The organism is Curtobacterium sp. 320, assembly GCF_031455235.1.
Lineage (GTDB): Bacteria > Actinomycetota > Actinomycetes > Actinomycetales > Microbacteriaceae > Curtobacterium.
In genome coordinates this window covers 1-24061 of the sequence record NZ_JAVDSI010000010.1, presented here as the reverse complement: position 1 = coordinate 24061, position 24061 = coordinate 1, and the positions used below count along the sequence as shown (strand labels likewise).

The following is a 24061-nucleotide window of genomic DNA, read 5'->3' as shown; positions in this document are numbered from 1 at the left end:
GCATGGGCATCCGCATCGATCCGACCCTCGAGTTCGTCTGGCGCGACCCGACCACCGTCCAGCTCGGGGTCGATCCTCCCCGCGCCGTCGTGCCGGTCCCGAGCACGGCCGAGGAACGGTTCCTCTGCGCACTCCGCCGCGAGACCGGCCGTGATGCCCTCTCCGGGGTCGCCGCGGCGAGCGGGTGTCCGCCCGGTCTCGCCGCGCGCGTGCTCGGGGACGCCTCGCCCGCGGTCGTCGACGTCCTGCCGGAACCGCTGGCCCGGGTCGAGGTGCACGGCACCGGCGCCCTGCCGGACGCGGTCGCCGAACTGCTCTCGGGCGAGGGCGTCACGGTCGCGCGCACGACCGCGCCGCGTGGTGGACCGGTGACCGTCCCCGACCCGGATCCCCAGCTCGCCGTGGTGGTGGCCGACCACGTCGTCGACCCGGCGGTCCGCGCTGCCTGGACCCGGCGGGGTACCGCCCACCTGCCGGTCGTCGTCGGGGACGGACGCGTGCGCCTCGGGCCGTTCGTCGTCCCGGGTGCCGGGCCGTGCCTCCACTGCGTCGAGTACGCGCACGTCGACGACGACCCGTGCTGGCCGGCCATCGCGGCGCAGGTGTGGGGCCGCCCCGCGGCACCGCTCTCGCCCTACCGGATCGCGGCGGTTGCGGCGGCTGCGACCCGGATGCTCCTCGAACGGCTGCCGTCCCGCACCCAGCACCCCGGTCCGGACCAGCTGGTCTTCGAGCGCGACGACCTGTCGGTCAGTCGGCTCCCGGTGACGTTCCATCCGCGCTGTTCGTGCCGAGCGCTGCCAGGAACCGACTCGCCACCCGGGCTCCCCCACGCGTGGAACCCTGTCGCGACCACGTGACCGTCACCGACCGGCGGGCACGGGTCAGCCCGACGTAGAAGAGCCGGCGTTCCTCGTCGATCTCGGCGTCGGTGGTGGCGTACGAGATCGGGAGCAGCCCCTCGGCCGCACCGATCACCACGACGTGCGGCCACTCCAGGCCCTTGGACGAGTGCAGCGTGGCGAGGGTCACGGCGTCCAGCTCCGGCTCGTGGTGCGTCGCGGCACGGTCCACCAGGTCCTGCGTGAACTGCTGCATCGTCGTGCCGGCGGGAGCGTCCTCGGCGAGGCCCATGATCGCCTGCAGCGCTTCCCACTGCTCGCGCACGGCGCCGGTGCCCTCCGGTGGCGTCGGCGTCCACCCGCTCACCTGCAGCACGAGGCCGACCCGCCGGGTGAGCTCGTCGTCGGTCTGCCGGACGGCCTCGCCCCGCATGTGGTGCACCGCGAGCTTGACCTCGGGGCGGTCGAAGAAGCGGGTGCCGCCCTGGACCCGGTACGGGATGCCCGCGCGTCCGAGCGCCGACTCGACCGCGGCGGCCTGGGCGCCGAGGCGGTAGAGCACCGCGACGTCCCCGTAGGACGCGCCCGAGGCCGGGTCGGCGACCAGCGACGCGATGGTCCGGGCGACCGTCTGCGCCTCGTCGCCGTCGTGCACGCACGCCAGCACCTCGGGCCGTGGTCCGGGCTCGGTGTGCTGCGCGACGAGGTCGAGGGCGCCCGGTTGCCCGCGCATGAGCGCGTTCGCGGCGTGCACGACCTCGCGCGTGGAGCGGTAGTTCCGCTCGAGCCGCAGCACGGATCCGCGGGGGAACTCCGAGCCGAAGCCGAGCAGGTAGCGACTCGACGCCCCCGCGAACGAGTAGATCGTCTGGCTGGCGTCGCCGACGACGCAGACGTCGTCCCGGCCGCCGAGCCACGCGCGCAGCAGGTCGTGCTGCACGGGCGAGACGTCCTGGTACTCGTCCACGACGAAGAAGCGGTACTGCTGCCGGACGTACGACGCCACCCGGGGTTCGGACTCCACCATGCCGAGCGTCGCGAGCAGGACGTCCTCGAAGTCGAGCTGCCGCCGGTCGTCCTTGAGCTGCTCGTACGCGCGCATGAGGTCGAGGACCCGGCGCGGCGCGGTGTCGCGCGGCATCACCCGTTCGGCCGCCGCGGCCTCGTACTCGTCGTACGAGAGCATCTGGACCTTCCGCCACTCGACCTCGCCGGCCAGGTCGCGGAGCGTCGGGGTGTCCACCCGCAGGCCGACCGTGTCCGCCGCGTGCGCGATCATCCGCCCCTTGGACTCGACGATCTTCGGGGCGTGGCCGCCGACGGTGTCCGGCCAGAAGTAGCTGAGCTGCGCCATCGCCGCGGCGTGGAACGTGCGCGCCTGCACCGTGCCCGCACCGAGGGAGCGCAGCCGCGACCGCAGTTCGCCGGCCGCCCGGGTGGTGAAGGTCAGGGCGAGGACGTGGTTCGGCGCGTAGGTGCCGGTGGCGACGCCGTACGCGATGCGGTGCGTGATGGCGCGGGTCTTGCCGGTGCCGGCGCCGGCCAGGACGGCCACGGGACCGAGCAGGGTCCGGGCGACGGTGCGCTGTTCGGCGTCGAGGGCGGCGAGGAGCTCGTCCGGCGACGGCGGTCGGAGCGGCTCGGCCGGGGCCCCGGCGGCGGCGCTGCTCACGGCAGGTCCAGCGGCCCGCCGTACCACTCTTCGATGATGGCGCGGGCGATCGACGTCTTCCCCGGCAGCAGCAGGGTGTCGCCCGCACGCTCCCGGATCTCGTCGCGCGAGAACCACCGGACGTCGAGGATCTCCACGCCGTCCGGCCGAGCCGTCGTCGGGTCCCCGTCCACCGCACGGGCGCGGAAGCCGAGCATGAGCGACGCCGGGAACGGCCACGGCTGCGAGCCGAGGTACTCGGGTTCCTCGACGCGGACGCCGGACTCCTCCCAGACCTCGCGCCGGACGGCGTCCTCGAGCGACTCCCCCGGCTCGACGAAGCCCGCGAGCAGCGAGTACCGGTCCGCATCCCACGCCGCGTTCGACCCGAGCAGGATCCGGTCGTCGGCGTCGGTGACCCCGACGATGATCGCCGCGTCGGTGCGCGGGAAGTGCTCGTGTCCCTCGGGATCGCGGCGCACCCAGCCGCCGGTGACCACGTCGGTCGCGGACCCGGTGCGGGGCGAGAAGCCGTGCACGGCGTGCCAGTTCGCCATCGCCACGGCCTCGACCGCGAGGCCCTGGTCGCGCGGCGACAGCTCGGTCCCGAACATCCGCAGGCTCTCCCACGCGTCGTCGGCCGGTTCGATCCGGGCGGCGGTCTCGGCGTCGAGGAACGCGGCGACGAACCGGGTGCCGGCGGGCGCATCGGGGGCGTCGGACACGGCGCGACCGAGGTACAGCGTCACCGCGTCCACCGGCACGGCATCGGCGGAGACGAAACGGAGGGTGCCGTCGGCGTTCCGCAGCATCTCGGAGCCGCGGACGGGCAGGTACCGCGTCGACGGGTCGTCCCGCAGCACCCGGTCGAGGTCGTCCGTCGTGCGGAACTCCGCGTCGCGGTCGAGGTCGTTGCGGGAGAGGGGCAGCCTCGCGGCGAACTCGACGGTCACAGCAGGGGGCTCCTCGGGTCGGATCGGGTCGGCGGTGCGGGAGCCCGGGCTGCCGCGGGCCAGCGTGGCGCACGCTCGACCACCGGCTGCGGACCTACCCTGAGGGGCATGGCGGGATCCCAGTTCACTCTAGCCGCGTTGGCGACCACGGCCGTCTCAGGCCTCGTCGTCACGGGCACGCGCACGCTCGGCTCGGCCGCGTCCGGGGACTACGAGTCGGCCGTCCTCCGCGACGCCGACGGCGCCTGGTCCGCGATCCGCCGCCCACGCAACCAGCGAGCCGAGGCCCGGCAGTCCGCCGACCTCGTCGCGATCCGGGCGCTGAGCGCCGGGATCCGCACGCGCCTCCCGTTCGGCGTCGCCGAGTACCGCGGACAGGCGCCGATCGGCTCGACCCGCGCCATCGTCACCTCGTACCTGCCCGGGACGCACCCGAAGCTGCAGGCCCTCGTCGAACGACCGGAGCTCGCGACCAGCGTCGGCCGGGCGATCGCCGCGATCCACCAGCTGCCGACGAGCTTCGTCACCGACGCCGGTCTGCCGTCCCTCACCCCGTTCGAGGTCCTGCGCTCCGCCGTCTCCGTGATGGACCGCGCGGTCGCCACGAAGCTCGTCCCGGCGGCGCTCAAGGAGCGGTGGGAGGGCGCGGCGCGCGACCAGCAGCTCTGGCAGTTCACGCCCACCGTCGTGCACGGGTCGCTCGGCACCGAGACGATCCTGGTCTCCGGCGACGACGTCTCCGGCGTCATCGACTGGGGCGAGCTGCGGCTCGGCGACCCGGCGAAGGACCTCGCGTGGGTGCTCGCCGGCCGCAAGGACGCGTTCGACACCGTCCTCAGCGCGTACGAGGCGAACGGCGGCGGCCGGGACCGGCAGCTCGCGCAGCGCGCGCGGGTGCACCACGAGCTCGAGACCGCGCAGTGGCTGCTGCACGGCGTGCAGGTGAAGAGCACCGAGGTCGTCGACGACGCGGTCGCGATGATGCACCGGCTGGTCGACGCGGTGCAGACGCCGAGCGCGGCACCGCTGCAGTCGGTCTCGCCGGAGACGATGGAGATCGGCGAGGTCGAGCAGCTGCTGTCGTCGACCGAGCGTCGGCACGGCTGACGCGCTTCGGCGCGGCTGACGCGTGGTGGCCCTGGACGCGCGGCTCGCCTCCGCCCCGTCGCCGGCGGTCCGCCGCGCCACCGGTTCGGATCGAACCACGGTTCCGACATCGAACCAGCGTCCGCGCGTGGTTCGACGTCGGATTCGTGGTTCGACGTGCGGGCCGGCGTCAGCGCGGCCGGCCGGCGCCGAGCCGGCGCCGAGCCGGCGTCAGCCGATCGCGTCCCGCCAGGCGCGCTCGAGTCCGGCGCGGTCGAGGAGTTCGCGCGGCCGGACCTCGAGGTCGTCGGCCACGAAGTAGAACACCGCGTCGACCTCGTCGATCGGGCGCCCGGTGAACTCCGCGTAGGCGACCCGGTACAGGGCGAGCTGCAACTGCCGCTTCGCCAGGTCGTCGTCGCCCGACGGGGCCTTGCCGGTCTTCCAGTCGACGACCTCGGCCCGGCCGTCGATCTCGTAGACCGCATCAAGCTTGCAGACGACGCTGTGGCCGAGGAACGGGATGTGGATCTCCCGTTCGACCTCGATCGGTGTCAGCTCCGCCCACCGTGACCGGGCGAAGGTCGCCTGGAAGTCGGCGAGCCGACGGGCGTCGTCGTCGGTGACCGCGACGTCCGCCGAGGCGTCGACCACGTCGTCCGGGTCGAGGTCGAGTTCGTCCGGCCAGGCGTCGAGCGTCTCGAGCGAACCGCCGCTGCGGGCACGCTGCTCGACCCACTGGTGGAAGAGCGTGCCGAGGCGGGTCGCGCGGTACGGCCGCTCCGGCATCGGGCGCCGCAGCCGCTCGGCCACGGCGTCCGGTTCGGCCAGGTAGTCCTTGAACCCGGACGCCGGGACGCGGTGCGGGACGACCACCCGGTGCCGGGCCGACCGGTTCGCGGCGCGCTCGGCGAGCAGCAGGTCGATGTCGGCGCTGAACCGACCGGCCGCCCCGGGGTTGGCGTTCCGCACGCGGTCGGCGGCGGCGACCACCCGGGCGGCGCGCTGCCCGAACGGCACGTGCGGCCAGGACTGCGTGGCCCCGGCGTCACCGAGGGGGTTCTCCTCGTGCTCGGTCGTCTCGGGGACGGCGGCGGCGTCCACGACACCGGCGTCGACGAGGTCCCGCAGGTACCGACTCGGTTCGGTGGGTCGGACCCCGCCAGCCCAGAACGAGCCGGAGACGAGCAGGTCGTGCTTCGCCCGGGTGAGCGCGACGTAGGTGAGGCGGCGCTCCTCGTCCTCGTTGCGGGCCTTCACCTGTTCCTTGTAGGCGTCGATCGCGAGCGTGACGTCCTTCTGCGTGTCGTGCCCGCGCCAGTGCAGTCGCGGCAGCTCGTCGGCGTCGCCCCGGAACTCGTACGGCAGCCGGCCGAAGCCGATCCACCCGGAAGAGCCCTCCAGCGGGCGGGCCGGGAGCGCACCCTCGACCAGTCGGGGAACCGCTACGGCGTCCCACTCGAGGCCCTTCGACCCGTGGATCGTCAGGATCTGCACGGTGCCGGCCTCGGGCTCCTCGGAGCGGGGACCCATGTCGTCGCGACGGGCAGCGGCGTCGATCCAGCCGAGGAACGCACCGAGGTCGGCCCGGTCGTCCGTGGTCACGAAGCCCGCGAGCTCGTCGATGAAGGCGTCGAGGAACGCCCCGCTCCCCTGCTCGTGCGCGGCGACCTCGATGTCGAGCCGCATCTCCTGCACGACGAGCGTGACGAAGTCGACGAGGTCGCCACTGGCCCGGGACCGGAGCGCCTGGAGCTGGCGGCCGAGTTCGCGCATCCGGAGGCGTCCGGTCTCGCTGATGTCGGCGAGCGCGCCGTGGTCGTCCGGGGCGGTGGCGACGAAGTCGAGGGCGTCGACGATCGAGCCGTGCTCGCCCGCGGCGACCGATGCCCGGAACGCTGCGGTGACGTCGTCGTCGAGTCGCTGCTGGGTGTGGTCGCGGCCGAACAGCCAGCGGGCCAGGGCGTGGAGGGCGGCGATGTCCGCGGCGCCGATCCGCCACCGGGCACCGGCGAGCAGCCGGATGAGGTCGTTGCCGGCGCCGGGGTCGTGCAGCACGCGGAGGCACGCGACGAGGTCGACGATCTCCGGCCTCTGCAGGAGTCCGCCGGTGCCGAGCACGTGGAACGGCACGCGACGGTCGCCGAGGGCGGCGGTGAACGCGGCGAGGTCCTTCCGCGAGCGCAGCAGGAGCGCCATCGACCCCGTCGGGTCAGAGGCGCGGCGCGCGGCGAACCACTCCGCCACGGCGGCGGCCTCGTCCGGGAGGGTCTCCGGGAACACGGCGTGGACCGTTCCGGCGTCCGCACCGGGTCGGGGGACGAGGCGCTCGACGTCGACCTCGGACGCCTCGGACAGGGGCGCGACGACGGCGTTGGCGCCGGCGAGGACGTCGACCGGGTTCCGCCAGCTGGTGGAGAGCGCGAAGGTGACGGGGCGTGCGGCGTCGGCGCCGTCGTCGGACGTTCCGCCGAAGTCGCGCGGGAATCGAGCGAGGTTGGCGGCACTCGCCCCGCGGAACCCGTAGATCGACTGGTGGGGGTCGCCGACCGCCATCACCGGGTGCCCGCGGAAGAGCCGGGCGAGGAACCGCGTCTGCACGACCGAGGTGTCCTGGTACTCGTCGAGGAGCACCACGCCGTACCGCTGCCGCAGGTCGGTGACGACGCGCGGTGCCGACTCGGCCGCGGCGAGGGCGAGCGCGATCTGGTCGGAGAACTCCACGAACCCGCGGTCCACCTTCTGCCGACGGAACTCCTCCACCAGGTCGACGAGGGGTTCGAGGGCACCGATCGCGGCGACGGCGTCGGTGATCGCCTTGTACGCGCCACCGCGGGCGTTCCCCGGCAGCTGGAGCAGCTCGGCGAACTCGATCGCGAACCGACGCAACCGCTCCGGTTCGACGAGGTGCTCGGACACCGCGCCGGCGAGCGAGACGACCGCAGCGGTCACGGTGTCGACGTCGCGGTCGAGCCCGGCCAGCCGGTCGTCCCGCGCCGCGACGACGACCCGGCGCGCGAGCTGCCAGGCGGACGGTTCGGTGAGCACCTGGGACTCGCCGTCGCGGCCGACGAGCAGCGCGTTCTCGCGGAAGACCGAGTTGGCGAACGCGTTGTAGGTCGACACCGTCGGCGCCTCGAACGCGTCACCGGCCTCGAGCAGCCCGACGTCCTCGAGCGCGCGGATGCGGTCGTTGATGCGGACCGACAGCTCGCCGGCGGCCTTGCGGGTGAAGGTCAGGCCGAGGATGCCGTCGGGGCGGACCATCCCGTTCGCGAGCAGCCAGACGACCCGCGACGCCATCGTCTCGGTCTTCCCGCTGCCGGCTCCCGCGACGACGAGCGCCGGGGTGAGCGGAGACTCGATGACGGCGCGCTGCTGCGCCGTGGGGCGCGGGCGTCCGAGGGCGTCGGCGATCGCGTCGGCGTCGTGCCGGGGCGGCTCGACGCGGTCGGGGTAGGCGGTGCGGGCGCCGTCGGGGCCGAGCAGCTGTTCCTCGTTCACCAGGTCACCTCGCCCACGACGTGGATCCGGCACTCGACGCCGGTCCGGGCCTTCTGGCAGTGGTCGTCGACGTTCGCGAGGAAGGTCCGTCCGGCCATGCCCGTCGCCACGGTGTGCAGCCGCTGGCGGTATGCCTCACGCGCGTCGTCGTCGAACGCCTGCTGCGTCCGCTCGGAGTAGGCACGGCCACTGCGGGCGTTCTGCACGAACACCAGCCGGGCATCGGCCATCGCCGAGCCGGCGGGGACCCCCTCGACCGCGCCGTCCTCGACCGCGAGCTGGTACGCGCCGAGCTGGGGGTGTTCGGGCATGTCGTTCTTCTCACTCGGCATCGAGCGCCCGGTCTTGAGGTCGACGACGCTGACCCGGCCGTCCGGGTCGACCTCGATCCGGTCGATGCTGCCGCGCATCCGTGCCGGCCCGGTGACGAGCGTGAACGAGGTCTCGGCGCCGAGCAGTCGGCGTCCGGCGCTCGCGAAGGTGCGGAGGTAGTCGCTGAGCCCCTCGATCATGCGACGGGTGCGGGCGCGTTCGCGATCGGCGATCCACGGCGACTCGAACGTCAGCTCGTCCCACCGGCCCTCGACGTGCTGCCACAGGGACTCCACGTCGACGGCGGTGGCGTGCTCCATGGTCTCGTGCACGATCGTCCCGATGCCCATCGCGGGGCTCGGGGCGCTGCCGCCGAAGGTCTGCACGAACCAGTGCACGGGGCACTCCTCGAAGGTGCCGATGCGGGAGGGCGAGACCGACACGGTCGGGGGCACGGGCTCGCCGCCCTCGTGCTCGGGTGCCGGCTCGGCGTCGAGGTCGACGAGGGGGTCGTCGGTCGAGGGCTCGGCGAGCCCGTACCAGTCGTCCGGAGCGGCGCCGGGGACCTCGGCCTCGGCCAGGCGCGCGAGGGCGGACGCGGCCTCGTGGTCGCCCGAGGCCACCACGCGCCGACGGAGCGATCCGGCGAGGCCGCGCAGGGACAGCGGGTGCACGGTCGGCTGCCGGTCGGGCGGCACGGGCACGAGGCGGACGAACGGCGAGGGCGCCTCGTCGTCGTTCGCCACCGTCCCGATGATCACCTGGGTGGTGGCGCGGGACACCGCACGGGCGAACAGGCGGAGTTCGTCGGCGATCACGGCGGCGCGGTCGTCGATCGTCTCGTGGTCGATCCCCGCGGCGGCACGGACCAGGCCGTCGGGGTCGAGCAGGCTGCCCCGTACCCGGGTGTTCGGCCAGACGCCGTCCTGCAGCCCGAGCACCACGACGACGTCGCACTCGAGCCCGATCGTGGCCGAGGGGGTGAGCACGCGGACCCGGCCGGCGGTGCGGTCGGGCCCGATCGAGTCCTCGGGCAGGTCGGCGCCGAGCAGGTCGTCGACGAACACCCGCGCGGGGGCGTTCGGCGTCCGCTCGACGAACCGCTTCGCCGCGGTGAACAGCCCGACCACGGCGTCGAGGTGCCGGTCGGCCTCGGCCGCGCCGACCCCGCCGGCAGCCGACTGGCCGCCCCAGGCGCCGGCGAGCCCGCTCCGTTCCCAGAGGCCCCAGAGGATCTCCTCGATGCTCGCACCGGACTCGGCGTCGTGGTGCGCCTGCACCAGGCTCCGCGCGAGCCGCGTCGCGCGTCGGGCGAACCCGGCGTCGACGGTCGCCAGGCGCTCGGGCGCGCCGAGTGCGTCCACGAGGAGTTCGTCGGCCGTGCGGGTACCGCCACCGGCGAGTTCCTCCCGCCGCAGCGCGAGGCGGAGCCGCCGCATCGCCAGGGTGTCGAGCCCGCCGAGCGGCCCGGTCGCGAAGGACGTGGCGAGCACCGGGTCGAGCGGGAGGACTCCGAGCGCGACGGCCGCGGCGTCGAGCAGGGACCGCGCCGCGGTGTCGTCGCGGGGTCGGACGGGTGCGGCCCCGGCGGTCGCGGGGACCTCGGCCACGGAGAGCGCACGGACGAGCTCGGGGATCGCGGCACCGCTGCGGGTGACGACGGCCATCCGGTGCCACGGCACGCCGTCGAGCAACCGGTGTTCGCGGAGCCGCCGGGCGATCGCGACGACGAGCGCCGCACGGCTCGCGCCCTCGAGGTGCACGACGGCGTCGGGTCGGGCGTCCGCCGTGGTCGCCACGGCGGTGCGCTGCCGTCCGGCCGCGGCGGCACCGATGCGCGCCGTGATGCCGGAGACGAGCGCGCGGACGGGTGCCGCGTGCCGGTGCACCGTGCCGAGGACCAGCTCGTCGACGCGGTCCACACCGAGCCGGGAGGCCAGGCGGCCGAGCACGTCGGGCTCGGCCCCGCGGAACGCCGACGCGGCGATGTCGGGGTCACCGAAGGCGACGATCTGCACGCCGGAACGGGCGAGCGCCCCGAGCAGCGCGATCTCCCCCTCGACGAGCTCCTGCGTGTCGTCGACCACGACGAGGCGCAGCGCGGCGACGCTCGCCGGGACCTGCCCCCGCAGGACGGCGGCCGTGGCGTAGGCGACGAGTTCGGCGGCGTCGAGGCTGGTGGCGCGGAACGAGGTCACGGCGGCGCGGTACTCGTCGACGAAGTCCCCGACGGCCCGCCACTCCGGACGCCCGGTGTCGTCCCCGAGTTCGCGCATGTCCTCGGGCTCCACGCCCGCGGCGACCGCCCGCATCATGACGTCGCGCAGCGCGGTGCGGAAGCCGGCGCGTTCGCGGACGACGGCGGTGATCGGTGCCGGCCAGTCCGGACCGGTGCCGTCGGTCTCGTGCCCGTCGAGCAGGTCGGCGATGATGCGGTCCTGCTCGCCACCGGTCAGCAGGGTCGGGGTCTCGAGGCCCTGGACGGCCGCGGCGTGCGCGACGAGCTGGAAGGCCAGCGAGTTCACCGTCCGTGCGAGTGCACCCGGCATCACCCGGTCGACCGAGGCGGCGAGTCGGTCGCGGAGCGCGGTGGCGGCCGTGCGGGCGCTCGTCAGGGCGAGGACGGTGGCGTGACCGTCGGGCGAGATCGCGTCGTCGCGCGTGAGCCGTGCTGCCACCAGCCGCGACAGCGTGGTCGTCTTGCCGGTGCCCGGTGCGCCGATGACCGCGGCGTGCCGGCCGTCCGGCAGCGCGAGCACGGCGGCCTGCGACGGGTCGGACGCCAACGCCCGCGCGACGCCCGTGGCCTCGGGTGCGGGCGTGAGCGTCGTCTGGGGCACCCTCGTACGGTAACCGCAGCGACCGACAGTGCGCCTGCGGCGAACGCCCGATGGCCGTCGGGGCCGCTCGGATACGCTGTGCTCGTGGACATCAAGATCGGCATCACCAACAGCCCGCGCGAGATCGCGTTCGAGACCGCCCAGACCGCCGACGAGATCGAGAAGGCCGTCGCGGCCGCGCTCGACGACAAGGCGACGCACCTCTCGCTGCAGGACGACAAGGGCCGTCGGTTCATCGTCCCCGTCGCGTCCCTCGCCTACGTCGAGGTCGGCGCGGAGGAGTCCCGTCGCATCGGTTTCGTCGCCTGACGTGGAGCTGCTCTTCGCGGTCCTCGGCGGGCTGATCCTCGGGGCCGTCGCGCACGTGGTCCTGCCGTGGCGCTCGAGCCGTGGCTCCCTGCTCGGCCCCGCGGTCGGCGGTATCGTCGCCGCGGTGCTGTGGGAGGCCCTGACCTGGGCCGGCTGGCAGTACGACGCGACCTGGATCTGGGTCGTCGCCCTGGTCGGTGCCGGTGTGGTCGCCCTCGTCGCGGAGTGGGTCCTCGGCAAGCGCCGTACGGCTGCCGACGCGGCGTACTACGAGCGCGTCAAGGCCTCCGGCGCCTGACCCGGGGGCCGTCAGGCCGTCAGGCCGTCAGGCCGAGCGCGTCCATCCGCCGCGTGTGCGCAGCGATGAGCTCGGTCCAGACCGGCTCGAGCCGTTCCTGGTCCTCACGAGCGTGCGACGCGAGCGCCGACCGGGCCACGAGTAACGTGTCCCCGACGAGCCGCCGCCCCCACATCGCCAGTCGCGACCCGACCTGCGGGTCCTCGGCGATGCGTTCGGTGAGCTCCTCGACGACGGCGGCTTCCTCACGCGCGTCGAACACGGTCTTCAGGCGCTGCCGGACCTCGGCCGGGAGCGACCGGAGCAGCGAGCCGAACAGGTCGTTGAGGATCCCCGCGGTGACGTAGCCCGTGAGCATCGACTCGTACCAGTCCGCGCCGCTCGTGCGCTCGAGGAACAGGTCGATCGCCTCGCGGTGGGGCGCCATCAGCGCAGCCGGGTCACCGCCGGTCCGTTCGATCTCGGCGACGATGGCGCGGTGCCGCTCGAGCGCCGTCGTCGCGAGCACGCCGGTGACGAGCCGTCCGGACAGGGTCGGCGCACCGGCCCCGGCGCGGCCCATCGTCTCGTAGAGCGAGAGTTCGAGGTACGCCGCCTGGCCCAAGTAGACGTCCAGCTCGGGGCTGACGTCGTCGAGCTGCAGACGTTCCACGGGCGAGGCGTTCCGCGGGTTCCGCGACGCGAGCCACGCGGACGCGAGCTCCGCCGCGCGCTTCCGGTTCCACCACGACACCACGGCTCCAGCATAGGGGCCTGGAGAACCGAGCCCGACCCGCCGGTAGACTGGTCGGGACTTCCACCAGAACTAAGGTGATTCTTTGACTTTCGCAGACCTCTCCATCGAGCAGGACATCGTCGACGCGCTCGCGACGAAGGGCATCCTCGAGCCCTTCCCGATCCAGCAGCAGACGATCCCGCTCGCCCTCACCGGCCAGGACATCATCGGCCAGGCCAAGACGGGTACGGGCAAGACCTTCGGCTTCGGCCTCCCCCTCATCCAGCGCCTCGGAGCCGACCCGGCGCCCGGCGTCAAGGCCCTCGTCGTCGTGCCGACCCGCGAACTCGCGGTCCAGGTGACCGAGGACCTCGAGCTCGCCACCTCGAACCGCCCGACGACCATCGCGGCGATCTACGGCGGCAAGGCGTACGAGGGGCAGATCGAGCAGCTCAAGGCCGGCGCCCAGATCGTCGTCGGCACCCCCGGGCGCCTGATCGACCTGCAGCGCCAGCGCCTGCTCGACCTGTCGCACGTGCAGGAGGTCGTCCTCGACGAGGCTGACCGCATGCTCGACCTCGGGTTCCTGTCGGACATCGAGCGCATCTTCCAGGCCATCCCCGAGGTGCGGCACACGATGCTGTTCTCGGCGACGATGCCCGCGCCGATCGTGGCGCTCGCCCGCCGCTTCATGAGCCGCCCGGTGCACATCCGCGCGACCGACCCCGACGAGGGTCTGATGCAGGCGAACATCAAGCACCTCATCTACCGCGCGCACTCGCTCGACAAGGACGAGGTCATCGCCCGCATCCTGCAGGCCGAGGGGCGCGGCAAGACCGTGATCTTCACCCGCACGAAGCGTGCCGCCGCGAAGCTCGTCGAGGAGCTCAAGGACCGCGGGTTCAACGCCGCAGCGGTGCACGGCGACCTCAACCAGGAGCAGCGCGAGCGTGCCATGGCCGCCTTCAAGGCCGGCAAGCGCGACGTGCTGATCGCCACCGACGTCGCGGCCCGCGGCATCGACGTGGACGACGTCACGCACGTGATCAACCACACCATCCCGGACGACCCGGACACCTACCTGCACCGTGCCGGGCGCACCGGTCGTGCGGGCAAGACCGGCATCGCGGTCACGTTCGTCGACTGGGACGACCTGCACAAGTGGACGCTGATCGACAAGGCGCTCGAGTTCGGCATCCCCGAGCCCGTCGAGACCTACTCGTCGTCGCCGCACCTGTTCGAGGAACTCGACATCCCGGCCGGCACCAAGGGCCGTCTGCCCGGCGCTTCGGCGCACGCGGCATCGGCCGGCGGCCCCGCCGAGAAGCAGTCGGGCGACCGTCCGCGCAGCGGCTCGCGTCCGCCCCGCACCCGGACGCGGTCCGGCTCGGGTCCGGCATCCGGTTCCGGCAACGGCTCGGGAGGCGCGGCACGGTCCGCCTCGCAGCCTGCGGACGCCGAGTCCCCGGCCCGGTCCGGTGGTGGCGAGGGCGCACCGGCCGACGGTTCGACGGACGGCGCCGCGAAGCGTCGTCGTCGGCGTCGCCGCCGCGGGAGCGGCAGCGGCTCGTCCGAGGCGACCGCCTCGGCGCCGCAGGGGTCGTCGGACGGCGAGTAGCGCCTCCAGGCCGTCACCGAAGGGTCCGTCGCCGACGCGACGGGCCCTTCGTCGTCCCCACCCGCCGGATCGGCCGCGCTGGTCAGGCCAGGCGGGAGCCCGCGCCGACGACGGGCGCGCTGCCGGTCGCCTCGGAGCGGATGGCGTCGAACGCCGCCAACGCCGTGCGGTGCTCGCCCAGCCGGTTCGGCTTGCCCGTGCCGTGGTAGTCGCTCGACCCGGTGACGAACAGGCCGTACCGCGTCGCCCAGTCGAGCAGGGTGCGCTTGCCGTGCGCGAGGTTCTCGCGGTGGTCGACCTCGAGCCCGCCGAGCCCGGCCTCGACCAGTTCGCGGAGCATCGGCTCGTCGATCACGATCCCCCGCGACGACGCGGCGGGATGGGCGATGACGGGGACGCCGCCGGCCTGTCGGATGAGCTCGACGCCCCGGAGCGGGGACGGCGCCTCGTGCGGCTCGTAGTACCCGGACGCCGGGTGCAGGATCCCCCGGAACGCCGCGCTGCGGTCGGCCTCGAGCCCGCGGGCGACGAGGGCGTCGGCGATGTGCGGGCGGCCGATCGTGGCCCCGTCGCGGGACTGCGCGAGCACGTCGTCCCAGGTGATCGGGTGGTCGCGGCCGATGCGGTCGACCATCCGGCGGGCCCGCGCGAGGCGTCCGTCGCGGATCCGTTCGGTCTCGGCGACGAGCGCCGGGTCGGCGGGGTCGACCAGGTAGCCGAGCACGTGCACGCTGCGGTAGCCGACGCGGGTGCTCAGTTCGAGACCCGGGAGGAGCGTGACCGGCAGGTCGCGGACGGTCGCCGTGGCCTCGTCCCACCCCGCGGTCGTGTCGTGGTCCGTCAGCGCGACGGCGTCCAGTCCGGCGGCTGCTGCCGCCCGGACGAGGTCCGCGGGTCGCTCGGTGCCGTCGGAGACGCTCGAGTGCGCGTGCAGGTCGATGAACGGATCGGGCACGTCGACAATGCTATCCACAGGTGAGCGGGCGCACAGGCCGCGGAGCGACGGGCGGTGCGATGATGGGTGCATGTCCGACACCACGCCCCGCGCGACGAGCAACCGTTCCACCACCCCCGGATCCTCGACGTTCAAGGACTACATCGGCTCGCAGTGGGCCGATCGTGACCGTCCGCTGCCCGAGCCCCGCGAGCAGGCCGCCTTCGCTGCCGAACGCCGCGCGAAGCTCTCCGAGCTGCACCCGGGCCGGACGATCGTCGTGCCGGCCGGCCAGGCCAAGGTGCGGTCGAACGACTGCGACTACCCGTTCCGCCCGCACTCCGCGTTCGCACACCTGACCGGTTGGGGCACCGACACCGTCGTCGGCTCCGTGCTCGTCATGACGCCGAACGGCTCCGGGCACGACGCCACGCTGTACTTCCGCGCGACCGCCGGCCGCGACTCCGAGGAGTTCTACGCCAACCCCGAGATCGGGGAGTTCTGGGTCGGCCCGCGCCCCTCGCTGGACGAGGTCGCGGCGGACCTCGGTCTCGCGACGGCCGACCTCGGCGCGTTCGACGCCGTGCGCGCCGGACTCGACGCCTCGGCCCTCGTCGTGCGCGACGCCGACACCGACCTCACCCGTGGGCTCGACGACCGGATCGGCACCGCCGTCGGTGGCGCGCCGGAGGCCGACGGCGTGCCCGCGACGGACGACGCCCTCGCCCGCGACCTCTCCGAGCTGCGCCTCGTGAAGGACGCGTACGAGGTCAACGAGCTCCGCAAGGCCGTGAACGCGACCAAGGCCGGCTTCGACGACGTCATCGCCGACTTCGACGCGGTCCTGGCGCACCCCCGCGGCGAGCGCATCGTCGAGGGCACGTTCAACCGCCGTGCCCGCGCCGACGGCAACACCGTGGGCTACGACACGATCGCCGCCTCCGGCCACCACGCCTGCATCCTGCACTGGACCCGCAACGACGGCGCCGTCGAGCCGGGCGACCTGATCCTCATCGACGCCGGGGTCGAGGTCGACTCGTTCTACACGGCCGACATCACCCGCACGCTCCCGGTCAGCGGCACCTTCACCGACGTGCAGCGCCTCGTGTACGAAGCCGTGCTCGAGGCGGCGGACGCGGCCTTCGCCATCGTGAAGCCCGGCATCACCTTCCGTCAGGTGCACGCCACCGCGATGGAGGTCATCGCCCGCAAGACCGCCGAGTGGGGCTTCCTGCCCGGCAGCGCCGAGGAATCGCTCCAGCAGGACAACCAGTTCCACCGCCGCTACATGGTGCACGGCACGAGCCACCACCTCGGCCTCGACGTGCACGACTGCGCGAAGGCCCGGCGTGAGATGTACATCGACGGCACCGTGCAGGCCGGCATGGTCTTCACGATCGAGCCCGGCCTGTACTTCCAGCAGGACGACCTCACCGTGCCCGAGGAGTTCCGCGGCATCGGCGTCCGCATCGAGGACGACATCCTCGTGACCGAGGACGGCGCCGAGAACCTGTCCGTCGGCATCCCCCGGACCCCCTCGGAAGTGGAGGGGTGGATCGCCCGCTCCGGCCGCTAGCCTGAGCGGGTGACGACACCGGAGGTCTCCCCCAGCCCCAGCGAGAGCGCGTTCTCGATCGACGTCGAGCACTTCGACTCCCCCGACGCCCAGCGGCTCCGCGCCGCCCAGCGCCTGGAGATCGACCGTGCGTACGGCGGCGACACCGAACCCGGCAACAAGCCGACGGCGGAATCCATCGCGGTGTTCTTCCTCGCGCGGGACGACGACGGTACGCCGCTCGGCTGCGGCGGGCTGCGGGTCGTGCAGGACGGCATCACCGAGATCAAGCGGATGTACGTCCGGCCGGAGTCCCGGGGTGCCGGTGTCGCGGCGGCGCTGCTGCGGCGGTTGGAGGACGCTGCGCTCGACCTCGGTTCGCCGGCGCTCGTGCTGGAGACCGGGAACGAGCAGAAGCGTGCGATCGGGTTCTACGAGCGCGAGGGGTTCACGCGCATCGCGAACTTCGGGCCGTACGTCGGGGTGCCGACCTCGATCTGCTACTCGAAGGTCCTCTAGCCCGGGCCCCGAGCGGGCGAAGTACGTCCCGCTCGCAGCACCTCGGCGGCCGTTCCCGCCCGCTCGACGATCCGCGCGCGGCGTGTCCCGCCCGCTCGACGACCTGCACGCGGCGTGTCCCGCCCGCTCGACGATCCGCGGGCGGGACGGCCGCGCGCCGAGGTCGCGGAAACGGCCGCTCCCCGCGACGGGGAGCGGCCGTTCGTGCGACCTCGGCGGACGTGAGCGGCGCGTCGTGCGGCCTCGGCCCCGGCCTCGGCGCCGGCCCCGTCGTGCGGCCTCGGCCCCGGCCTCGGCGCCGGCCCCGTCGTGCGGCCTCGGCCCCGGCCTCGGCGCCGGCCCCGACGTCGGCGGCCGCCAGCGACTCAGCGCGACTCGTCGTCCTTCGGCGCCGCGGACTCCGCGGACTCGGCGGAGCTCGGCGCCGGCGGCGTCGCCCCGGTCACCCGCTCCCCGTAGCGCGGCGGCTCCTCTGCACGCGGCTGCTGGGCGGACGCGGGCGCTGCCGGCGCGGGAGCGGTCGCCGGGGTCTCCCCGTAGCGCGGCCCCTCGTTCGTGCCGTAGCGAGGGGTCCCCGTCTGCGCGCCGGAGGGCGGCGTGCCGGGCTGCTGCGCGCCTCCTGGCTGGTGGTGCGGTGTGGCGTGCCCGCCGTACGGCGATCCCTGTTGACCGGCGCCCCACCCGCCGCCGGACCCGGCCGACTGCCCGCCGGAGCCGGGAGCACCGGAGCCGGACCCGGGCCCCGGACGCCACGGCTGCTGCGGCGGCTGCCCCTGGAACCCGGCCCCCGGCCCGCTCTGCGGTCCCGGGGCACCCGGCGTGCCGGGGTTCCAGTGGGTGGCGGGGGCGAGACCGGCCTCACCGAGGATGCGACGTGCCTGACCCACGAGCTGCGGCTCGACGACGATCTGGTAGTTCGTCGCGAGGACCTGGTGCACGCTCGTGAAGTCCCGCTGCCGCTTCGTGATCGCGAACGAGACGATGCCGTAGAGCATGCCGAACGCCGCACCGATGATGGCGGCGGCGAGGATGAGGCCGCCGGCGCTCGGCGAGAAGAGCGTCAGCACGATGCCGAAGAAGATGCCGAGCCAGAGGCCGGACAGCGCGCCGGCGATCGCCGCACGGCCGTACGTCATCTTGCCGGTGACGCGCTCGACGGTCTTGAGGTCGTTGCCGACGATCGAGAGCTGGTTGACCGGGAAGTCGGCCTCGGCGAGCTTCGCCACCACGCGCTGGGCGTCGGGGTAGCTGTCGTAGGTGCCGAGGACGTCGCCCTTGGGCAGCGTCGGGAAGGCCTGGGCGGTCCGGCCGCCGAACGGGCTCTGATTGCTCACACAGCCATCATTCACCGCACACCTTGCAATCGCACGTGCACTCTCAGGGAAGCCGCCGACCGCCACGGCGGATCCGGCCAGACGCACCGACTACGCTGGGTCGGGTGAGCGCCACGAAGGTCTTCGTCGCCCGCCTCGCCGGGTGCTCCGTCTTCGACCCCGCGGGAGACCGCGTCGGCCGCGTCCGAGACGTCCTGGTGGTGTACCGCCGGGCCGATCCGCCGCACGTCGTCGGTCTGATCGTCGAGGTCCCGGGCAAGCGCCGGATCTTCGTGAGCATCGGCCGCATCACCTCGATCGGTGCCGGGCAGGTCATCACGACCGGCCTCGTGAACATGCGCCGCTTCGAGCAGCGCGGTGGCGAGGTCCGGGTGATCGCGGAGATGCTCGGCCGCAAGGTCCTCATCAAGAAGGAGCGCATCCGCGCCACCATCGAGGACGTCGCGATCGAGGACCGCGGGCAGGGCGACTGGGAGGTGTCGCAGCTCTTCCTCCGCAAGCCGAAGACCACGCCGTCCCCGTTCGGCAAGGGCCCGACGACGTTCGCGACCTGGAACGAGGTCACCGAGGACGAGCTCCCCGGCGAGGCCCAGTCCGCCGAACACGTGATCGCCGCCTACTCCGACCTGCTGCCGGCCGACCTGGCGTCGACGCTGCTCGACCTGCCGGAGGAACGGCGGTTCGAGGTCGCCGAGGAACTCCCCGACGACCGGCTCGCCGACGTGCTCGAGGAGATGCCCGACCAGCAGCGGATCGAGATCCTCACCCGGCTCGTCGACTCCCGTGCGGCCGACGTGCTCGACCACATGCAGCCGGACGACGCGGCCGACGTCCTCGCCCAGTTCTCCGACGAGCGCAGCGAGGCCCTCCTCCAGCTCATGGAGCCGGAAGAGGCGCAGGACGTCCGCATGCTCCTCGAGTACGAGCCAGACACCGCCGGTGGTCTCATGACGACCGAACCGGTGATCGTGTCCGCCGACGCCACCGTCGCCGAGGGGCTCGCACTCGTCCGCCGTCACGAACTCGCGCCGGTGCTCGGCGCCGCCGTCTGCGTGACGCTGCCGCCGTACGAGCCGCCGACCGGCCGGTTCCTCGGCCTCGTGCACTTCCAGCGGATGCTCCGCTACCCGCCGAACGAACGACTCGGCACGCTCATCGACCAGCAGACCGACCCGGTCCGCGTCGACGCGAGCGCGGCCGAGGTCACGCGCATCATGGCGACCTACAACCTGCTGTCCGTCCCCGTGGTCGACGATGCCCACCGTCTCGTCGGGGTGGTGACGATCGACGATGTCCTCGACCACGTCCTGCCGGACGACTGGCGAAGTCAGGGCGAGGGGGAACCCTCACCGCTTCCGCGCCAACGCCCACGCAGGACGCCCGTGACGACGGGAAGGAGGACCACCCGTGGCCCGAACGGATGACGACCGCCGCGATCGCGAGCGGACCGATGCTCGACTCGACTCCCCCAAGGGCATGCGCACCCGCGTCCTGCCGACCCGGCGCCGAGGTCGCGGTGACGCCTTCGGTCGCGCGACCGAGGGCATCGCGCGTGCGATGGGAACGCCCTGGTTCCTCGTCGGCCTGACCCTGTTCTGCGTCGTCTGGATGGGCTACAACACGCTCGCCCCGAAGCCCTGGCAGTTCGACTCCGCGGCGATCGGCTTCACGGCCCTGACGCTCGTGCTGTCCCTGCAGGCGTCGTACGCGGCGCCGCTCATCCTGCTCGCCCAGAACCGGCAGGACGATCGCGACCGCGTGCAGTTCGAACAGGACCGGCAGCGCGCCGAACGGAACCTCGCCGACACCGAGTACCTCGCCCGCGAGGTCGTGGCGCTCCGCCTGGCGATGCGGGACATGGCGTCGAAGGACTTCATCCGCGCCGAGATCCGCTCGCTGCTCGAGGAACTCGACCGGCGCGACGCCGAGGACGCCGGCTTCGCCGACGAGTCCGGCACGACGGCCCGTGGCTGACGGCGGCCGGTCGGACGAGCAGCTGGGCAGCGCGGTCCTCGCAGCGCTCGGCCGCGTGATCGACCCCGAGATCCGCCGGCCCGTCACGGAGCTCGACATGATCCGTGGTGTCGACGTGCAGCCAGGAGGCGCGGTGCGCGTCGACCTGCAGCTCACGATCGTCGGGTGCCCGGCCGCCGACACCATCGAGCGCGACGTACGTGCGGCCGCCGGTTCCGTGGACGGCGTCTCCAGCGTGGCGGTCGACGTGTCCGTGATGGCCCCGGCGACGCGCGCCGCACTCACCGAACGACTCCGCGCGGGGAGACCCCGGGGCGTGCAGTTCACCCCGGACTCGCTCACCCGGGTGATCGCGGTGACGAGCGGCAAGGGCGGCGTCGGCAAGTCGACGGTGACCGTGAACCTCGCCGCCGCCCTCGCGGCCCGCGGGCAGCGCGTGGGCATCGTGGACGTCGACGTGCACGGCTTCAGCGTCCCCGGGCTGATGGGGCTCACCGACGCCGCGGGCGTGGCCCCTCGCCCGACCCGGGTCGACAGCATGATCCTGCCGCCGGTCGCGCACGACGTGAAGGTCGTCTCGATCGGCATGTTCGTGGACGACGTCTCGACCGCGGTGTCCTGGCGCGGTCCGATGCTGCACCGCACCGTCTCGCAGTTCCTCACCGACGTGTACTTCGGCGACCTCGACGTGCTCCTGCTCGACCTGCCGCCCGGTACCGGTGACGTGGCGATCTCGGTCGGCCAGCTGCTCCCCCACGCCGAGGTCCTGGTCGTCACCACGCCCCAGGCGGCCGCTGCCGACGTGGCCGAACGGAGCGGGATCGTCGCCCGTCAGACCGGGCAGCGGGTGATCGGCGTCGTCGAGAACATGGCGGGCCTGGTGCAGCCCGACGGGTCGGTGCTGCACCTCTTCGGCGAGGGCGGTGGCGCCGAGACCGCCCGCCGGCTCTCCCGCGACCAGGACACCGCCGTCCCGGTGCTCGGCAGCGTGCCGCTGTCCGTGCCGCTCCGCGAGGGCGGGGACGCCGGCATCCCGGTGGTGCTCGGCGCTCCCGAGGACCCGGCAGCGGTGGCGCTGGCGGCGATCGCGGACCGCATCGGCACGATGGGACGGGGGCTGTCCGGCCGGAAGCTCGGGCTGTCGCTGTCGTAGGGTCGGGTGCATGAGCACTGATCACGTCAGCGTCGACTGGGAGCAGGCCCGGGACACCAACCGCGCGAACTGGGACGACCGGGTGCCCATCCACGAGGGCGCCTACGAGATCGACGCCCTGACCGACCCGGACCAGCGCTCGACCGTCGTCCGCGACGACCTGCCCGCACTGCGACCGTGGCTGCCGGACGGCTCCCTCGCCGGCCTCGACCTCTGCCACCTGCAGTGCCACATCGGCACGGACACGGTCTCGCTCGCGCGCGAGGGCGCCCGCGTCACCGGCGTCGACTTCTCGCCCGCGGCGCTCGCCTCGGCCGCCGGGCTGTCGGCACGCCTCGGCCTCGACGTGACCTGGGTCGAGACGGACGTCCTCGACGCCCGGGCCGCGGTGGTGGGCGACTTCGACGTCGTCTACACGAGCATCGGGACGATCTGCTGGCTCGACGACCTCGACCGGTGGGCCGCCCAGGTGTCGGCGCTCCTGCGACCGGGCGGCGTGTTCTTCATCCGCGACGGCCACCCCGCGCTGTACGCACTCGACGAGGACGCCGACGGGCTCGTCACCCGCTACCGGTACTTCGCGGACGGCTCCGCCCAGCAGTGGGACGACGCCGGCACCTACGCGGGCGACGGCACGGTGTCGAACACCCGCACGTACGAGTGGCCGCACCCGCTGTCGGAGATCGTGAATGCCCTGCTCGGCACCGGGCTCCGGCTGCGCCGACTCGACGAGGGTCGGACGCTGCCGTGGCGGTTCAGCCCGCGCATGGTCGACACCGGGGACGGCTCGTGGGAGTGGCCCGGCGAGGACCGCGACCGCCTCCCCACGACCTTCACGATCGTCGCGTCGAAGGACTGATCCGCCAGCCGGTCGACGCTGCCTGTACGTCCTTTCATGGACAGGTCGTTCCACTGCGGGGCAATATGCAGGGGTATTCCACAATGCTCCTGCGGAATCGGGTCCGCAGGGGCTCCACCCGTGTCCGGCAACGCCGCCGGACCGAGGACAGGAGAACCGTGTGAACAGCAGGACCAGACCCAGGATCGGACTCGTCGCGGCCCTCGCGGCTGCACTGGCGGGCGGGTCCGTCGCAGCAGCACCGGCCATGGCGGCCACACCGGCGTGCGCCACCGCGTGGAGCGCGGGCACCGCGTACAGCGGCGGCGCGACGGTGAGCGAGAGCGGCACGAACTACACCGCGAACTGGTGGACGCAGGGCGACGACCCCGCGACCCACTCCGGCGCGACCGGCAGCGGCCAGCCCTGGACGTCCACGGGAGCCTGCGCCGGCACCGGCAGCGGCGGCGGTACGACCAACCCGGGCGGCGGCACCACCACCCCGGGCACCGGCGGCAGCGGCGGGACGGCGAAGGGCCTGGTCTTCAGCCCGTACAAGGACGTCACCGTGAACCTCGACTGGAACACGAACGTGATGAACACCGCCGTCACCGGCACGCGCATCCCGGTCGTCGGGTCGAGCAACAGCCTGGTGTCAACCCGGGAGCCGGGTCTCAAGGCGATCACCCTCGCCTTCGCCACCGGTACCTGCGGCAGCGAGAACTGGGGCGGTGTCGCCGCGGACGCGTTCGCGAGCGCCAACATCCCGAAGCTCGACGCCGCGGGCGTGGACTACATCGTGAGCACCGGCGGCGCGGCGGGCTCGTTCAAGTGCTCGGGTACGGCGCTGCAGAGCTTCATCGCCCGGTACGCCACCCCGCACATGATCGGCGTCGACTTCGACATCGAGAGCGGGCAGTCCGCCGCCGACGTGCAGAACCTCGTCAACGCCGCAGCGCTCGCGCAGTCGAAGTACCCGGGGATGCGGTTCTCGTTCACCCTCGCGACCCTGGCCGCCAGCGACGGGAGCTTCGGCGGCCTCAACAGCACCGGTGACGCCACGGTCAAGGCCATCAAGGCGTCGAGCCTGACGAACTACACCGTCAACCTCATGACGATGGACTTCGGCCGCGCGACGAGCGCGAACTGCGTCCTGTCCGGATCGACCTGCGAGATGGGCAAGTCCTCGATCCAGGCCGTCACGAACCTCGAGCACACGTACGGCATCGCACCGTCGAAGATCGAGGTCACCCCGATGATCGGCGTGAACGACGCCTCCGACGAGGTCTTCACCCTCGCCGACGTCGACACGCTGTCTGCCTACGCGAAGGCGAACGGGCTCGCCGGGGTCCACTACTGGTCCCTCGACCGTGACACCCCGTGCTCCTCGACGACGGCGATGTCCACCTGCAGCTCGGTCCCGAGCGCACCGGCCCTCGCGTGGACGGACCGCTTCCTGGCCGACCTGCAGTAGTCGCCACCACCAAGGGACTGGAGGCGGGGGGGGCGCGGGGGCCCCCCCCCCCCCCCGCGGGGGGGGGGGGGGGGGGGTGGGGGGGGGGGGGCGCGGGTGTGGGGGCAACCCCAACACGGATCCACGGGGGGGCTGGGCCCGGGCGGTCAAGA

Annotated in this window: 19 protein-coding genes; 12 read left to right on the top strand and 7 right to left on the bottom strand. The window is 73.4% G+C overall.

The genetic code is table 11. The features are described 5' to 3' along the window. Window positions 1–2: 2 nt before the first annotated feature. Window positions 3–860 carry a hypothetical protein gene (locus J2X60_RS13715; protein WP_309888235.1) on the top strand — a complete coding sequence of 286 codons (858 nt, stop codon included), beginning with the start codon at window positions 3–5 and terminating at the stop codon, window positions 858–860. Here J2X60_RS13715 and J2X60_RS13710 read toward each other — a convergent pair. Together J2X60_RS13710 and nudC are read right to left on the bottom strand one after the other, a co-directional pair. After that, window positions 751–2514 (bottom strand): ATP-dependent helicase, encoded by a 1764-nt coding sequence (locus J2X60_RS13710; protein ID WP_309888233.1) that lies wholly within the window; start codon window positions 2512–2514, stop codon window positions 751–753. The two genes, J2X60_RS13715 and J2X60_RS13710, sit on opposite strands and share 110 nt — an antisense overlap. Then, window positions 2511–3446 carry an NAD(+) diphosphatase gene (gene nudC, locus J2X60_RS13705; RefSeq protein WP_071294993.1) on the bottom strand — a complete coding sequence of 312 codons (936 nt, stop codon included), beginning with the start codon at window positions 3444–3446 and terminating at the stop codon, window positions 2511–2513. The genes J2X60_RS13710 and nudC overlap by 4 nt, the downstream gene beginning before the upstream one ends. 108 nt (window positions 3447–3554) lie before the next feature. Between nudC and J2X60_RS13700 the strand changes: the two genes are divergently transcribed. Next, the gene (locus J2X60_RS13700; protein ID WP_070416684.1) at window positions 3555–4553 is read left to right on the top strand and encodes a phosphotransferase; all 999 of its coding nucleotides are present in this window, start codon (window positions 3555–3557) and stop codon (window positions 4551–4553) included. A gap of 210 nt (window positions 4554–4763) precedes the next feature. Here J2X60_RS13700 and J2X60_RS13695 read toward each other — a convergent pair whose 3' ends face one another. Beyond that, entirely contained in the window at window positions 4764–8036 is a 3273-nt protein-coding gene (locus tag J2X60_RS13695; protein ID WP_309778918.1) for an ATP-dependent DNA helicase, read from the bottom strand. Next, window positions 8033–11188 carry a PD-(D/E)XK nuclease family protein gene (locus J2X60_RS13690; RefSeq protein ID WP_309888229.1) on the bottom strand — a complete coding sequence of 1052 codons (3156 nt, stop codon included), beginning with the start codon at window positions 11186–11188 and terminating at the stop codon, window positions 8033–8035. Before J2X60_RS13690 ends, J2X60_RS13695 begins: the two co-directional genes overlap by 4 nt. Before the next feature lie 84 nt (window positions 11189–11272). Here J2X60_RS13690 and J2X60_RS13685 point away from each other — a divergent pair, with 84 nt between their 5' ends. Both J2X60_RS13685 and J2X60_RS13680 read left to right on the top strand, forming a co-directional pair. After that, window positions 11273–11497 carry a DUF3107 domain-containing protein gene (locus tag J2X60_RS13685; protein WP_070419176.1) on the top strand — a complete coding sequence of 75 codons (225 nt, stop codon included), beginning with the start codon at window positions 11273–11275 and terminating at the stop codon, window positions 11495–11497. A 1-nt stretch (window position 11498) separates the two neighbouring features. Next, complete coding sequence (locus J2X60_RS13680; protein ID WP_070416685.1) at window positions 11499–11795, top strand: hypothetical protein; 297 nt, start codon at window positions 11499–11501, stop codon at window positions 11793–11795. Between the two features lie 19 nt (window positions 11796–11814). Here the strand turns inward: J2X60_RS13680 and J2X60_RS13675 are convergent, their stop codons facing one another. Further along, complete coding sequence (locus J2X60_RS13675) at window positions 11815–12531, bottom strand: ferritin-like fold-containing protein (protein ID WP_070416686.1); 717 nt, start codon at window positions 12529–12531, stop codon at window positions 11815–11817. An 82-nt stretch (window positions 12532–12613) separates the two neighbouring features. On the opposite strand from J2X60_RS13675, the gene J2X60_RS13670 reads away from it, so the two are divergent. Next, a complete protein-coding gene (locus J2X60_RS13670) occupies window positions 12614–14128 on the top strand; it encodes a DEAD/DEAH box helicase (protein WP_309778915.1) in 1515 nt (504 codons plus the stop codon). 82 nt (window positions 14129–14210) lie between these two features. On the opposite strand, the gene J2X60_RS13665 is transcribed toward J2X60_RS13670, so the two are convergent. After that, window positions 14211–15083, bottom strand: coding sequence for a PHP domain-containing protein (locus tag J2X60_RS13665; RefSeq protein WP_083403228.1), 873 nt, complete (start codon window positions 15081–15083; stop codon window positions 14211–14213). 70 nt (window positions 15084–15153) lie between these two features. On the opposite strand from J2X60_RS13665, the gene J2X60_RS13660 reads away from it, so the two are divergent. Then, window positions 15154–16638, top strand: coding sequence for an aminopeptidase P family protein (locus J2X60_RS13660; protein WP_309888226.1), 1485 nt, complete (start codon window positions 15154–15156; stop codon window positions 16636–16638). Between the two features lie 9 nt (window positions 16639–16647). Next, window positions 16648–17136 (top strand): GNAT family N-acetyltransferase, encoded by a 489-nt coding sequence (locus tag J2X60_RS13655; protein WP_309888225.1) that lies wholly within the window; start codon window positions 16648–16650, stop codon window positions 17134–17136. A gap of 365 nt (window positions 17137–17501) precedes the next feature. Here the strand turns inward: J2X60_RS13655 and J2X60_RS13650 are convergent, their stop codons facing one another. Further along, entirely contained in the window at window positions 17502–18470 is a 969-nt protein-coding gene (locus J2X60_RS13650; RefSeq protein WP_309888223.1) for a general stress protein, read from the bottom strand. Window positions 18471–18574: 104 nt separating this feature from the next. Between J2X60_RS13650 and J2X60_RS13645 the strand changes: the two genes are divergently transcribed. From J2X60_RS13645 to J2X60_RS13625, 5 genes are all read left to right on the top strand, one after another. Continuing rightward, window positions 18575–19894, top strand: a complete 1320-nt coding sequence (locus J2X60_RS13645; RefSeq protein ID WP_070416690.1) for a magnesium transporter MgtE N-terminal domain-containing protein — start codon at window positions 18575–18577, stop codon at window positions 19892–19894. A gap of 52 nt (window positions 19895–19946) precedes the next feature. Then, window positions 19947–20444 carry a DUF1003 domain-containing protein gene (locus J2X60_RS13640; RefSeq protein ID WP_070416691.1) on the top strand — a complete coding sequence of 166 codons (498 nt, stop codon included), beginning with the start codon at window positions 19947–19949 and terminating at the stop codon, window positions 20442–20444. Beyond that, entirely contained in the window at window positions 20437–21597 is a 1161-nt protein-coding gene (locus J2X60_RS13635; protein ID WP_309888221.1) for an Mrp/NBP35 family ATP-binding protein, read from the top strand. The genes J2X60_RS13640 and J2X60_RS13635 overlap by 8 nt, the downstream gene beginning before the upstream one ends. A gap of 10 nt (window positions 21598–21607) precedes the next feature. Next, on the top strand, window positions 21608–22456 hold the full coding sequence (locus tag J2X60_RS13630; RefSeq protein ID WP_309888219.1) for a class I SAM-dependent methyltransferase: 849 nt from the start codon (window positions 21608–21610) through the stop codon (window positions 22454–22456). Window positions 22457–22616: 160 nt separating this feature from the next. Continuing rightward, entirely contained in the window at window positions 22617–23909 is a 1293-nt protein-coding gene (locus J2X60_RS13625; protein WP_309888217.1) for a carbohydrate-binding protein, read from the top strand. Window positions 23910–24061 lie beyond the last annotated feature (152 nt).